The organism is Catenuloplanes sp. NPDC051500 (assembly GCF_044454585.1).
Classification (GTDB): domain Bacteria; phylum Actinomycetota; class Actinomycetes; order Mycobacteriales; family Micromonosporaceae; genus Catenuloplanes.
In genome coordinates this window covers 107,331-121,514 of sequence record NZ_JBITDX010000018.1, presented here as the reverse complement: position 1 = coordinate 121,514, position 14,184 = coordinate 107,331, and the positions used below count along the sequence as shown (strand labels likewise).

The following is a 14,184-nucleotide window of genomic DNA, read 5'->3' as shown; positions in this document are numbered from 1 at the left end:
CGTTCGCGTGTGCGTGCCGTGTTGCTGGCAATAGTAACGTTGATGATAGTAACATCAGTGTTACTATCATCGACTTTACTATTGGGGTGGCACCGTGGTGGCATTCGTCGGCAGGCGCCGCGAGCTCGACGTCCTCCAGTCGCTGCTGGGCGAGGTCGCCGCCGAGTTGGGAGCGCAGAAGCCGGGACGGTGCCTGCTGATCCGCGGTCGCCGCCGCATCGGGAAGTCGAGCCTGGTGGAGGCGTTCGTCGACCAGGCGGCCGTCCCGGCGGCGTTCTTCACCGCGGCCGGGGAGTCGACGGAGCGGGAGCTGGAGTCGTTCACCGAAGCCGTGCTCTCCTCCTCGCTGCCGGAGCGGCGGATCTTCAGCGAGGCCCGGCCGGGGAACTGGTCCGCGGCATTCCGGCAGCTTGCGGGCGTGCTGCCGGACGATCAGCCCACCGTGGTGGTGATCGACGAGGCGCCCTACCTGATGGACCGGGTCGACGCGTTCGAGGGCATCCTGCAGCGGGCCTGGGACCGGGAGCTGAGCCGCAAACCGGTGCTGCTGATCCTGATCGGCTCCAATCTGTCCATGATGGAGGCGCTCGGCTCGTACGGGCGGCCGTTCCACCAGCGCGGACAGGAGATGGTCCTCGGCCCGCTCAACCCGGCCGAAGTCGCGGACATGCTGAGCCTCGCGCCCGCCGACGCCTTCGACGCGGCTCTGGTCACCGGCGGACTGCCACTGATCTGCGCCGCCTGGCGTCCCGGCATGGGCCTGTGGGACTTCCTCGCCGCCGAGCTGTCCAACCCCGTCTCGGCGCTGCTGGTCTCCGCCGAGCGCTCGCTTGCGGCCGAGTTCCCCGACGGCGCGCAGGCCCGGGCCGTGCTCTCCGCGATCGGCAGCGGCGAGCGCACGTTCACCAACATCGCCCGTGCCTCCGGCGGCATCTCCCACACCTCACTGACCCGTGCCACCGAGCTGCTCAGCGACAAACGCGTGATCGTCGGCGAACTGCCGATCGCCACCACGCCGTCGAAGGAGCGCCGATACCGGGTGGCCGACCCGTACCTGCGCTTCTGGCTGCGGTTCGTCGCCCCGTCACTTCCGGAGATCGAGCGCCTCCGTGGCGACCTGGCGCTCGCGCGCATCCGTACCGGGTGGACCAGCTGGCGCGGCCGGGTCATCGAACCGGTGCTGCGCGACTCCCTCGCCCGGCTGCTGCCCGACGACGACCTGCCGGTGGCGCCCGTCGTCGGCGGCTACTGGACGCGGTCCAACAGCGTCGAGATCGACATCGTCGGCGCGGATCGCGCACCCGTCGCCCGCGAGCTGTTGTTCCTGGGCTCGATCAAGTGGCTGGAGCAGAGCCCGTTCGACAACCATGACGTCGCCGCCCTGCAGAAACATCGTGCCGCCCTCACCGACGAGCCGGTACCCCTGCTCGCCGTCAGTCGCAGCGGCGTGACCGCGCGGGGCCTGCAGGCCGCATACGGGCCTGATGCGCTGCTCCAGGCCTGGCGGCCGCGCGTCATGTGAGCACACCGGTGCCGCGCCACGGTGGTGACGCGGCACCGGTGCCGTCACTTCCAGAACGGCTTGCGCTGCTGCGGTTCCGGTGCGGGCGCCGGTTGCGGGGTGCCGGCGGTGAAGGACTGGAGGAGGCGGAGCGCCTCGGACCAGAGGGTGGGCAGATCGGTGATGCCGCTGAGGAGGTGTCGCTTCAGCGTGAACAGCGGCGCGGCCTCGTTATCCGGGACGCCGGTGAGGATGGCGTGCAGGCGGGTGCCGAGGTCGTCGAGCAGGTCGCGGCGTTCCAGGACGGACAGGTGGGCGCCCTGCTGCAGCCGGGACGCCTCGGTGCGGGCGAACTCGATCAGATCGGCCCTGGGGGTGCCGGTGCCCTGACCGCCGTGCGGCAACGGCGCCATCGGGGGCATCGCGGTGGCGCCGGGCGCGGGCGGGGCGCTGTACGCGCTGGAGGGGGCCGGCCCGGCGCCGTAGCCGCTGCTCGCCGGTGCCGCGCCGAAGGACTGGGACGCCGGGGGAGCGCCGTGCACCGGCGACTCGGACGCCGCGCCTGCGGTGGGCGGCCCGCCTGGCGCCGCGCCCCGGAAGCCCGCGACGCCCCGCATGAGGCCACCCCCGCCGGCCGGCCCGGACGTGTCGGCGCCAAGCGCGTAGTGCACCGGAGCGGCTCTCCGTCGCGCCCGGACGTTCGGCGGGGCCGCGGGCGACTCCCACCCGGACGGCGACTCCACCGGCTGCGTCACCCGTCGCCGCTGTCCACCCTCCGCCACTATCCGCGAGTCGACCGCCAGCCACGCCGTGAACCGGCACAGCACCCGGTGCCGCAGCGACGTCTCGACGATCTCGCGCTCCAGGCCGACCTCGCCGATCGTGTAGCGGTCCTCCAGCTCGCGCAATCGCGCGCGGGCCCACTGGGCCGTCACCGCGGGCTCGTCGCCGCGTCGTACCGGCACGTCCACAAGGAACTCGGCGTCGTCGCGGGTGCGGCCGCGCACCGTCAGCACCTGCGGCACCGGACCCGAAGACCTTCCGAAAATCACCAGGGGTACGCCCGGGAAGATCGACTGCGGCCGGCGTTGCGGCACGCCCTCGACGGTCACGCCGGTGACAAGCGGGGCGGCGATGCGGCGGTGGATGGCGTCCATCGCCTCGTCCAGCCGGTCCTCGCTCTCCACAAGCTCGCAGCGCCCACCGCCGGTCGCAGCCAGCCGGCCCAGGAAACCGGCGTTCACCGCCCGGTCGATGCCGACGGTGTGGATCCGTACCCCCGAAGCGGTGGACCCTGTCTGGTGGAGGATCTGGTCCTCGTTGCCGACCTGCCCGTCCGTGATCAGGACCAGCACCCGGTCGCGCGGCGCGTCGACGGACGCGGTCAGCAGGCCCAGGCCGGCCTGCAACGGCCGGAGGATCTCGGTGCCGCCGCGCGCGTCGACCCGCGCCAGGTGCTCCACCGCGCGGAACCGGTTGCGGTCGGTCGCGGCGGCCAGGCCCTCGCCCAGGTCGGCGGGCCACTCCACCCGGTCGTCGAACGTGCACACCGCGAACCGGTCCGCGGCGGTCAGCGTGTCGACCACCCGGGCGGCGGCGCGCCGGGCGGCCACCATCTTCCAGCCGTGCATGCTGCCGGACCTGTCGAGCAGCAGCACCACGTCCTTCGGCCGGGGCGCGGCCGCGGACGAGGACGGCGGCAGCACGATCACCTGATAGGTGCCCTCCTCCGACGCGACGTCCGGCACGAACACCGCGCTCGAACCGGAGCCCGCGTAGGGCAGCCGCAGCACGAAGTCCCGGTCCGCGCGCTCGCCGGGCGCGATCGAGATCAGACCGTCCTGTGTGGTCACCGCGTGCAGGCTGGACCGGACCTCGCTCAGCGACAGCCCGGCCGTCTCCACCGCGACGCCGATCGACAGCCGGACCGCGCCCGGGAAGCCGGGCAGCAGCACCGGCGGCGTGATCCGGGAGGCGTCCGGCGTCGCGTCCGTGTCCCGGACCTGCCCGTCGCCGGCCTGCGCGCCCGGCAACGGAGTGCCCGGGATGTAGCGGGGCGCGACGACGAGCGGGAACCGGTACGTCGCCGCGTCGTCCTCCCACGGCAGCGGCCCGGTCAATGACAGTGTCACGGTGACCCGCTCGCCGGGCAGGATGTTGCCGACCCGCATGGTGAACACGTCGGGCCGGTCCTCCTCCGCGATCGAGGCGCGCTGCCCGGCGTTGATCGCCGCGTCGTAGGCCTCCCGGGCCGCGCCGCGCTCCTGCAGCTCGGCCTCGACCGTGCGCCCGTCCGCGGTCATCGTCATGCCGGTCACCGCCGCGCGGTCCGGCAGCGGGAAGATGTAGGTAGCCTCCAGCGGCTCCGCGAACGCGTTGACGAACTCCGTGGTCACTGTCGTGTGCGCGACCAGGCCGCTGATCCGCGCCCGCACGTCGAGCCGGTCGAGCGGCAGATTGCCGAGGCGGGTGCTGAGCGTGCCCAGACCGGCGTCCTCGCGCGGCGCCGGCAGGCAGCCGACCTCGGCCGGTGGCATCGGAATGACGGGCAGTGCGGTCATCGGTTTCCCCCATCGTTAGTCAGGCCACGGGCCTTGAGCAGGTCGATCAGTGGCTGGGCGGCATGGGCCAGGCCGTCGAGATCGGCGGCGTCCGGGCGGACCGGAAGCAGCAGGAAGACGCCGCCACCGAGCGAGACGGCGCCCACCTCGCGCGCGGGCGCCTCCTTTGTGGATGCGGCCGGCGTCGCAGCTGCGGGTGCCGCCGGCGTCGCGGTTGCGGGTGCCGGCGACGTCGTCGCGGGTGTCGTTGAAGCGGTGCCGGGCGCCGTCGACGTCGCCGCAGGTGCCGTTGAAGCCGGTGCCGGTGTCTCCGCAGGTGCTGCGGGCGCCGACGTCCAGAACCGCGGCCGGGCGGTCACATCGGCAGGTGCGTCACCCCCCAGGACATCAGCGGGTACGCGTGCCAGCGCGGCCAATTCGGCGTCGGTGGCGCCGGCCAGCTCGGCCTGGATCGCCGCGAGCGAGTGCCCCTCCGCCTGCCGCCGCTTCACCGCGACGATCTGCAGCAGGTGGCGTGGCCCGTAGAGCGCGGTGCGCCCGCGCATCGCGGTGGCCCGGTCGACAAGGCCGGTCGTCGCGTACCACCGCACCGCCCGGCGGTCGGGCAGTTCGCGGACCCGGCCGTTGGGCGCGCCGGGATATTCGGCCGCGAGAGCCTCCCGCACCCGCTCCAGCAGCTCCTCCATCGTCCACATGCCCGCCATCCTGACACTGTCACCGTGACAGTGTCAATAGTGGTCGGGCGCTGTATCGACGTGGGAGTCGGAGCGAGGCGCGGTCCAGGGGTCGTCTGCGTGCACGGCGCGGGCGCGCTCATACCGGTGTTATATGTGGGCGTTTGCGGCGTGCGGCCAGGTGGCGCCGCCCGGGCCTCGCATCCCACGTCGATACAGCGGCTAGCGGTCGAGGGGCGGGTGGACCGGGCGGAAGAGTTCGTGCGGGCCGAGGAAGGCGGAGACGAAGCGCGGCTCCAGATGACTCCAGCCGGGCTCGCCGGTCAGGTTCGTGGTCTGGCTGGGGTAGGCGGCGATCGCCGCGCGCTTCGCGGCCAGATAAGGGCCGGTCGGGACGCGCAGCCAGCCGGAGCGGGCGGCAGCCCAGGCCCACAGCCGCAGCCGGTCAGGGTGCGCGGCGGCGGGGAACAGCGGTGCCGCGTACCAGGCCCAGACCGGGTAGGCGAGCGCGCGCGGCGGCCCCGCGGCCACGCCCGCGTGATGAAGCGCGCGATGGTCCGGGTGCTCGTCCTGCGCGCAGGGAAGCAGCACGTGGCAGGGCCGCCGGTCCTGGTAGAGCGTGCGCAGGCGGGCGGCGAGCGCGTCGGCATGCGTGGTGAGGCCGCCGTCGGGGAAACCGAGCCGCACGATGTCTGTCACGCCCAGGGCGGCGCACGCGGCGTGCAACTCGGCGGCGCGAAGCCGGGCGATCCCTGCGGGACTGAGCCGGGTGGACGCGGTGCTGCGCGCGCCGTCCGTGGCCACCACCACGGTGACCGGGCTGCCGGCGGCGCGCGCACGGGCGATCAGCGCGCCACAGCCGAACGTCTCGTCGTCAGGATGCGGCGCCAGCACCATCAACGCCCGGCCGGCGAGCGTGCCGGTGACGTCCACGGCGCGCGCGGCGACGCTGCGACGCCACCGGTCACCGGCCGCGTGCACCCCGCTCCCGGCGACACGCATGCCGAACCCGGCCATCCGCGTCCCGAACCCGGCCGTGCCCGCCCCGAGGCCGGCCCGCGTCCCGGAGGACCCGGCCACCCGCCCGCCGACCCTGACACCATCCCCGCGCCGAGGCCCGGGTTCGCGCGGAGGCCTGGGTTCGCGTTCAGGCCTGGCCCCGCGCCCAATCGCGGCTTCGCGCCCAGGCTCGGGTTCGCGCGGAGGCCCGGGTTCGCGTTCAGGCCCGGCCCCGCGCCCAATCGCGGCTTCCCGCCCAGGCCCGGGTTCGCGCGGAGACCCGGCCTCGTGCCCACGCTCGGGTTCGCGCGCAAGCTTGGCCTCGCGTCCAGACCCGGCCCCGTTCTCCGGCCCGGACCGGGTCGCCGGCCCGCCCGCGTGCCCGGGGAGAAACCGGTGCTCGTCCTCGGTCATCGCAGCGCCTCCCGGATCACCCACGTGTAGCCGACGGCAAGTACCACTTCGCCCGCGACCAGCGCCCCGGCGATCCAGAGCAGCCCGTGCGGCGCGACTGCCCAGCCGCCGACGACGGAGATGGCGTAGGCGGCGCCGGAGAGCGCACACAGCAGCCGGGTCCGGCCGGAGACCAGCAGCAGCGTGCTGCCGACGTAGCCGACCGAGTTGAGCGCGTTCGCCACGGCCAGGAGCGCCAGCACGGGGTACGCGTCCGCGTACACCTCGCCGAAGATCCGCAGGAGTGGCCACCCGGCGGCGATCAGCACGGCAAGCAGCGGCGCCTGCGTGATCGCGGTGAGCCGCAGCACCCGGGGCAGGTGTGCGCCGACCTGCCCGCCGTCGTGCTGGGCCTCCGCGAACAGGCCGCGCCCGGCCGCCTGCGGCACGAAGAGCAGCACGCCGGCGAGTAGCGACGCGATGTAGAACCGGGCGGCCTGTTCCGCGCCGGTGCGCTGGGTGACCAGGGCGGGCATCAGCAGCGTCGGCAGCATCAGGATGATCGTCGAGACGTAGGTGCCGATCGAGTACCGCCACATCGCGCGCAGCCGCTGTACGCTTCCGGGCGCCCACAGCCGGTACGTGCGGCCAAGCACCACCAGGTTCGGCGCCAGCGCGACCGCGAATGCCAGCCAGTACGACCCGAACACGCCGAACGCGCCCAGCCCGGCCAGCAGGCCCGGGAGCAGCAGGCGTACCGCCACCACAAGCACGTTCCGGGCGAGGATCTGGCCGCTGCGGCGCAACGCGATGAACACGTTGTCGTAGAGCATGCCGAGCGCCGCGACGGTGGTCAGCGCCACGAACGCGGCGGACCGGCCGGGCGTCAGCGTGTCCGCGATGCTTGGCAGCAGCAGCGGGGCGGCCAGCACGAACGCGGTCGCGCCCACGATCGCGGCGGACCCGACGACGAGCACGCCGGTGCTTACCGTGCGCGCCGGGTCGGGCCAGCGGTCCAGGTAGCGGATCAGCGAGTTGTTCATGCCGAGCAGCGCGACGTTCGCGAGCAGTGTGGAGACGGAGATCAGCGCGCTCGCGGCGCCGACCGCGGCCGGGTCGAACAGCCGCGCCACGAACTGCCAGAACACGAAGCCGCCACCGGCGAGCGTGACAGTGGCCAGCAGCAGCATCGCGGAGTTGCGGAGCAGGCTGTCGTCCCGAAGCCTGGCGAGCGTCGCGCGGCGTACCGTGGCGGGGGTGGTGGGCTTGTCGGTGTCCGCCGCCCGGGTGTAGGCGGCGAGCACCGCCTCGTGGTGGGCGTCCATGCCGTAGCCGTTGCTGAGGGCCGCGCCGGCCGTGCCGAGCCGCGCCCGCAGCCGGTCGTCGCCGAGGAGCCGGCCCACCGCGCCGGCCAGCGCGGCGGGGTCACCGGGCGGGACCAGCAGCCCGGTGTGCTCCGGGGTGATCAGCTCGGCGAGCGCGCCCACATCTGACGCGACCACCGCGCGCCCGGCCGTCAGCGCCTCCAGGCAGGTCAGGCCGAAACCCTCGGGCCAGACGGACGGGACCACCACCACGTCCGCGCCCGCGATGCGTGCCGCGACCTGTGGCGCGTCCAGCCATCCGGTCAGCTCCACCGCGTGCCCGACGCCCAGCTCCGCGACCCGGCGCCGTAACGCCTGCAGCAGCGGGCCGTCGCCGCAGATGGTGATCCGGGCGCCCGGCGCCGCGGCCAGCAGCCGGGGCGCGGCCTCCACAAGCACGTGCGGGCCCTTCGCCGGTACCAGCCGCCCGGCGAAGACCACGCGGGGCCGTGGACCGGGCGGGCTCTCGCCCGGCACCGCCGGCACCACACCGTTCGGCACCACCACTGTCGTGCCCCGGGCCAGCGCGGCGATGTACCGGCTCGGCGCGAGGTGCAGGTCCACCACGCGCATCGCCCGCCGCCAGAGCGGCCCGAGCAGCACCGCGGTCAGCAGCAGCCAGAGCCAGCCGCGCCAGCTCGGCCGTCCGGGCGCGCCGGTGCGGTGGTAGGAGGCCGGCATGCAGTACCGGGCCGTCTCCCGCAGGAAGACCTCGGGACCGTGCAGCGTCTGTACGGTCGGGACGTCCGCGAGCACCCGCAGCGCGGCCGGCGTGATCAGCCCGACCGTGTGCAGGTGCACCACGTCCGGCCGCCACTCGTGTACCTGCGCGGCGAGCGCGTCCCGGGCCGCCGGGTTGTGCACGAGCCCGGCCAGCCGCCGCCACCACGGCCCACCGGTGCGCTGCCGCCAGGTGACGTCGCTGAACCGGGCCCCGTCACCCGCGCGGTCGCTGGCGAGCACGCGCACCTGATGCCCGTCCCGGCGCTGCGCGGCCGCGAGCGCCGCGGCCAGCCGCTCGGCCCCGCCACAGGTCGTGCCCAGGTTGATCACGTGCAGGATGCGCAGGCCGGGGGCGGCGATCACGCCGGTCGTCGCGGGCTCCGCCGCACGTACGGGAGGCGCGCCGCCGGTCATCGTGGGCTCCGGCGGTCCGGGCCGTAGACGTGCAGGTCGCCCGCGGTGGTCAGCAGCACGCGCCCGCCGATGAGGCAGGACAGCGGGAACGTGTACCGCACCACGCGCTCACCGATCACCGCGGTGGCGGCCGCCTCCGGTGCGGCCCGGACCACCAGGTACGAGTCCGGCCAGACCGTGCCCGGCCCGATGCCCTCCAGCGGCCGCAGCTCCGTGTAGGCGCGCAGCGTGGCGGCGGTCCGGCTGTCGGCGAGCAGCGGCACGCCGGGCGACAGCGCCCGTTCCACCGCCACGGCGTCGCGGGCGTCGGCGGCGGTGGCGTACCAGGCGCGGTAGTACGCGCCGGACGCGGCGAGGTTGAGCTGCGGCGGATACCCGCCGGTCAGGCGCGGGACCAGGCCTGTGGTGGTGGCGAGCGCGGCGACGACGAGCGCGGTGAGCACCCACCGGGCCGGGCGGCCACGGACCACAGCGGTCAGCGCGAGCAGCACCGCCGGGCCGAGCAGTGGCAGGAACTGCTGGTAGAGGCGCAGCAGCCCGTAGGAGTCGGTGATCTGCGGCGCGACGACCGCGACGCCGAGCAGCACCAGCGCGGCGGTGCCGGTCTCGGCGAGCACCCGCACGGCCGGGCGTGCGGGATGCCGGGCCCGCCACCAGAGCACCGCGCACCCGGCGGCCGCACCGGCCGTGAACAGCAGCACGAACGCCTGACGCAGCAGCGTGTTCACCGCGTGCGGCGTGTGGAGCGCGTCGCCGAGCGCGGTCGGCGGGAGTTCGTCCGCGGGAAGCGTCGTCGGCGGGCATCCGGCGTCCGGCAGGCCGCGTTCCGCCCGGAGGGTGTCCAGATAGGACCGCAAGGCGGTGGCGTCGTCCGGTGCGGTGTCGCCGGGGCGCAGATAGCGGGTGGAGTCGGAGAGCACCATGGCCTGTGCGCCGATCGCCCGCCCGGTCTCGGCCACGTCCGCGGCGAACGCGGGCGCGCTGCCGGTGCACAGCGCCCACCCGGCCAGCATCGCGGCGAGCACACCGGCCGGCCAGGCCAGTCCGGGCGGGTGCCGTACACCGTCCCTCATGGACGGTATCCGGCGGCGGGCCAGGCGCAGCACGGCCGCGACGCCGAGCAGCGCGGCCGCGACAGCGGTGCTCGAGTAGTGCGAGACCGTCAGTCCGGCGGCCGCGATCAGCAGCAGCGTGATCCGCGGCCCGCGCGGCCCACGCGTGTCGAGCAGGCCGAGCAGCAGCACCAGGAAGAAGATCAGCGCGATCTCCTGCCGGTTGAGCATCGGCATGTCGTTGACGAACGCCGGGAACGCGATGAACAGCCCGGCTGCCAGCACCGCGGGCATCGGCGGCAGGAGTCGCCGCGCCAGCACGAGGACGCCCACCGGCGCCACCGCGAATATCAGCTGGTACGCGACGCGGTACACGTCGAGCGGCGCTAGCCCGAGCAGCCGGGCGAGGAATGCGGGAAGCGTGGTCAGACTCAGGCACGAGTTGTAGCCGGGGTACGCGCCGCCGGGCCGCCACCGCCCGGTCTCCAGCACGTCGAGCAGCACGTGATATTCGATCTTGATGTCGTGCCCGGTGACGCCGCTCCCGCGCAGCGACGTGGCGAGCAGCACGGCGAGCGCGGCCAGGTAGAGCGCGGCCGCGGCCACGCCGGGACGGTGGTGGTGGGCGGCGTGCGCGGCCCCGGCGACCGCGATCAGCACGGCGGTCAAGGCGGCGAGCGTCAGCGCGGGGCCACCACCGGCGTTGAGACGCGCGGCGCCGGCCACCGCGAGGAGCACGCCGGCCGCGCCAGCGAGCAGCGTGCCCGCGGCGGCGACTCCGGCGGCACCGGCGAACGGTGCGGCGAGGGAGGCTGAAAGTCCGGTCCCGCCCGCCGGAGCGAACGGTGGACGACCGGCGAACGGTGGACGACCCGCGGTCGGTGGACGACCCGCGGTGCCGGGACCGTGTCGGCGGCCCGCGCCCACCATCGCGACCGCCCCGCCCAGCACCGCCACCGCGACGTCCAGCCCGAGCAGACAGTCAAGCGGCGACAGTCGGCCAACGAGAGCCAGCGCGGTCGCGGTCGTCAGCAGCACCACCAGAGATGCCGCCACGGTGCACAGCAGCAGGTCCGCGCCACGACGGCGTACCCCCGAAGCTTTTAAAAGCAGTGTGCCCGGCAGCAGCGTGACAAGCGGGAGTCCGACGGCGACCCGAGGCGCCGCAGGCGCCTCTGTCAGTACCAGGGCATGCAGCAGTACCAGCGCGGCCACGACCGGCACCCATGGCGGCAGCGCGCGGCGGGGCCGGGTGTGCCGGGCCGGGGCCGGCCGCACCGGGATGCGGGGGCGGGTGAGCGTCACCGCCCGGCCCGTTCCGCGAGGACGCGCCGGTACACGCGCTCGACCCCTTCGGCGGTCGCCTCCCAGGTGAACGCGCCGGCCCGCCGCTCGGCCGCGCGGGACAGCGCGGCCCGCCGCCCGGGATCGTCGAGCAGCGCGCGGATCGCGCCCGGGAACGCGTCCGGCGGCACCGCGAGAACCGTGTCCGCGCCGGCCTCGACCAGCTCCGGGAGTGCGGCGCAGACGACCGGCGCGCCGGTGCTCATCGCCTCCAGCAGCACCAGCGGCAGGCCTTCGTGGGTGGAGGGCATGAGGACCGCGGTGGCGTGGCGGTACTCGGCGGCGAGCGCGGTCGCGTCCAGCCGGCCGAGCATCGTCACGGTGCGCAGGCCGAGCCGGGCCGCCCGGCCGGTGACGGCGGCGCGCAGGTCGCCGTCGCCGGCGATGCGCAGGGTCACGTCCGGTGGGAGGTGCGGCATCGCGTCGACGGCGGCGAGCGGGTCCTTCTGGGCGGTGAGCCGGCCGGCGAAGAGCAGGGAGCGTGGGGCGCGCGCCGCGAACGGGCCGGGCGCGAAGACGTCGCGGTCCACGCCGTTCGGCACCACTGTGACCCGCGCCGGGTCCAGGCCGAACGTGGCGCACAGCTCGCGGCGCATGGCGCCGGTCAGGCAGATCACCGCGTCCACGGCGCGCAGGAAACGGGCATAGAGCAGGCGTTGGTACGGCCCGAGCAGCACCCGCCCGGCCGCGGACGACGGCCGCACCATCAGGTGCACGTGCGCCACGAACGGGACACGCCGCCGCCGGGCCGCGTACCTGACCATCTCCGGCAGCACCGCGAGCCCGGCGTGCACGTGAAGCACGTCCGGAGCGGGGGAGTGGCGCAGCAGCCGGCCGGGCAGCGCGGGAATGACAGGCGTGTTTCCGGCGTGCAGCGCGCGGTCCCGCACGACGCGCAGGTTCCCGTCGCGTTCCGCCGGGGGCGCGCCGCCGGACCGTGAGGTGTAGACGGTGACGTGGTGGCGGGCGGCCTGCAGCGTGGCGAGCCGCGCCGCCACCAGTTCCACGCCGCCGAGGTGCGGTGGGTAGAAGCCGGTGACCTGCACGATCTCCACGCTCAGCCCGCCGTCTCCGGGACGAGCGGTGCTCCCGGCCGGCGCAGCGCGGCCCGGCCCAGCCCGGCCAGTACGCCGAGGCCCCAGCCGGTGTTCTTCACAAGCCAGCCGAGGAACATCAGCGGCAGCAGTGACGGCGACGGCCGGCGGAGCACCGCGACCGCGATCGTCTCCGCCGCGCAGAACGCCGGGAAGGCAAGCAGCCACCACGGCCCGGAGCCCAGCGCCAGCCCGGCGGTGCCGATCAGCGCGGCGCTCGCCGAGTAGTCGACGAGCCGCACGTGTCCGGTGTGGAGTGTGTACCTCATCTTCCAGAAGCCGTAGCGGTACATCTGGCGCAGGTAGCCGCGGATCGTGGCGCGGCTGGCGTGCCGGACCCGGGCCTGCGGTGCGATCGCCCAGTGCCGGACGCGGTGCGCGTACTCGATGTCCTCCGCGTGCACCCACCGCTCGTCGAAGGCGTGCCCGGCCGCCCGGTCCTTGTGCACGGCCATGTTGCAGCCGCTGACAAGCAGTAACCCGCCGGTGGCGGTGTCCCGGACCGCGCCGTCGCTGACCGCGAGCGCGCGGGCGAAGCGGGTGGCGTGGTCGGTGTCGACGCCGCCGCCGACCACCACGGCGTCGGGGTGCGCCTCGAAGGCCGCGGCGAGACCTGTGATCCAGCCGGGGTCGGCCCGCGCGTCCGAGTCGAGGAAGGCGACCACCGGGGTACGCGCGGCGCCCAGCCCGATGTTGCGGCCGCGGGAGATGTTGTGACTGCCGTTGCGCCGGATGCGGATCGTGATCGGGCTGTGCGCCGCGAACTCGTCGATGATCTCCAGCGTGCCGTCCGTGGAGTCGTCGTCCACCAGGATGATCTCGGCGGGCCGCGTGTGCTGCTCCGCGAGCGAACGCAGGCAGGCGACGAGCGTCGCCTCGCTGTCGTAGGTGAGCACGACCACTGTGACAGTCATCGTCCGCCTTCCGGAGCGGCCCGGACCGGTGCCTGACGTGGGTCCGCCGGGTCGTCGTAGAGCTGAAGCAGCGCGCCGGCCGCCGCGGTCGAGTCGAAGAGCCGTTCGGCCAGCTCGCGGGCGTAGGCGCCCATCCGGCGGCGCAGCACGGGGTCGGCGAGGATCTCGTCGACCGCCGCGCGGACCGGCGACGGCTCCGGCGCGACCAGCCGCAGCAGCCCGCGGTCCACACCGTACTCGTCGTATCGATCGCTGTCGGTGAGCACGACCGGCAGCCCGCTGGCCAGCGCCTCGCGCGCCACGATCGGGAACACCTCGCCGTGTGACGGCAGCACGAACACGTCGGCCAGCCGGTACAGCTCCGGCAGCCGGCCGGCCGGGACCGGGCCGAGGAACGTGACGCCGGGCGGTGGCGGCCCGCTCGGCGCTCCGGGCCCGGCAAGCACCACGTGCCGGCCCGGACCGGCGGCTGCGAGCACGCTCTCGTACCCCTTCTTCGCCACGATCCGGCCGACGAACAGCACCAGCGGTACGCCGTCCGGCAGGCCCCAGTGCGCGCGGTCCGCGGGCGGGCCGGGCGCGAAGACGTCCGTGTCGACGCCGATCTCCGCGCGCACGATCCGGGTGGCGGGCACGCCGCCGGCCCGCAGGTGCGCGGTGACCATCGGGTTGTAGGACACCACGCGCCGGCACCGTGGCCAGATCAGCCGTCCGGCGATCGTGCCGACAGTGCGCTCCACGCCGCGTACCAGCGGATGTGGGTGGTTGACCGGCCCGACGTGCTGGGTGGCGTAGAGCGGCCGGCCGGCGAGCGTGGCGAGCAGCGCGGCGGCCTGCGGCGGCTGGTACAGCACGTCGTGCACGTGCACCACCTCGGACCAGCGCACCAGCAGGCGCAGACCACGCCAGAAACCAACGCCGATCAGGGGGTACGGCACGCCGGTGCGCCGCTCGACCGGGTTCGCCGCGGCCAGCCGCCAGACCGTGTAGCCGTCCTCCCGCGCGTACAGCGGAAGGCCCGGTCCCAGGTGGCTTGTCGCGACCGCGACGTCGTGGCCGTGGGCGGCGAGCACCTGCGCCTGCCGCTTGGCGACCGCTTCGACGCCGCCGACGTGCGGCGGGAAGTAGCTGGAGACGATCAGGATGCGCAC

Annotated in this window: 9 protein-coding genes; 1 reads left to right on the top strand and 8 read right to left on the bottom strand. The window is 74.6% G+C overall.

Annotated features, from left to right (window positions below):
• The first annotated feature begins 94 nt into the window (after positions 1-94).
• Positions 95-1,522: an ATP-binding protein gene (locus ACIA8K_RS30240; protein WP_396065332.1), complete on the top strand. Its 1,428-nt coding sequence runs from the start codon at positions 95-97 to the stop codon at positions 1,520-1,522.
• Between the two features lie 44 nt (positions 1,523-1,566).
• Here the strand turns inward: ACIA8K_RS30240 and ACIA8K_RS30235 are convergent, their stop codons facing one another.
• From ACIA8K_RS30235 to ACIA8K_RS30200, 8 genes are all read right to left on the bottom strand, one after another.
• Positions 1,567-4,062: a VIT domain-containing protein gene (locus ACIA8K_RS30235; protein WP_396065330.1), complete on the bottom strand. Its 2,496-nt coding sequence runs from the start codon at positions 4,060-4,062 to the stop codon at positions 1,567-1,569.
• Positions 4,059-4,757 carry a MerR family transcriptional regulator gene (locus ACIA8K_RS30230; protein WP_396065328.1) on the bottom strand — a complete coding sequence of 233 codons (699 nt, stop codon included), beginning with the start codon at positions 4,755-4,757 and terminating at the stop codon, positions 4,059-4,061. Before ACIA8K_RS30230 ends, ACIA8K_RS30235 begins: the two co-directional genes overlap by 4 nt.
• A gap of 201 nt (positions 4,758-4,958) precedes the next feature.
• On the bottom strand, positions 4,959-5,816 hold the full coding sequence (locus ACIA8K_RS30225) for a PIG-L deacetylase family protein (protein ID WP_396065326.1): 858 nt from the start codon (positions 5,814-5,816) through the stop codon (positions 4,959-4,961).
• 329 nt (positions 5,817-6,145) lie between these two features.
• Positions 6,146-8,629 (bottom strand): glycosyltransferase, encoded by a 2,484-nt coding sequence (locus ACIA8K_RS30220; RefSeq protein WP_396065324.1) that lies wholly within the window; start codon positions 8,627-8,629, stop codon positions 6,146-6,148.
• The gene (locus ACIA8K_RS30215) at positions 8,626-10,986 is read right to left on the bottom strand and encodes a hypothetical protein (RefSeq protein ID WP_396065322.1); all 2,361 of its coding nucleotides are present in this window, start codon (positions 10,984-10,986) and stop codon (positions 8,626-8,628) included. Before ACIA8K_RS30215 ends, ACIA8K_RS30220 begins: the two co-directional genes overlap by 4 nt.
• Positions 10,983-12,080 carry a glycosyltransferase family 4 protein gene (locus tag ACIA8K_RS30210; protein WP_396065320.1) on the bottom strand — a complete coding sequence of 366 codons (1,098 nt, stop codon included), beginning with the start codon at positions 12,078-12,080 and terminating at the stop codon, positions 10,983-10,985. Before ACIA8K_RS30210 ends, ACIA8K_RS30215 begins: the two co-directional genes overlap by 4 nt.
• A 2-nt stretch (positions 12,081-12,082) precedes the next feature.
• Positions 12,083-13,033, bottom strand: coding sequence for a glycosyltransferase (locus tag ACIA8K_RS30205; protein ID WP_396065318.1), 951 nt, complete (start codon positions 13,031-13,033; stop codon positions 12,083-12,085).
• Complete coding sequence (locus tag ACIA8K_RS30200) at positions 13,030-14,184, bottom strand: glycosyltransferase family 4 protein (RefSeq protein WP_396065316.1); 1,155 nt, start codon at positions 14,182-14,184, stop codon at positions 13,030-13,032. The genes ACIA8K_RS30205 and ACIA8K_RS30200 overlap by 4 nt, the downstream gene beginning before the upstream one ends.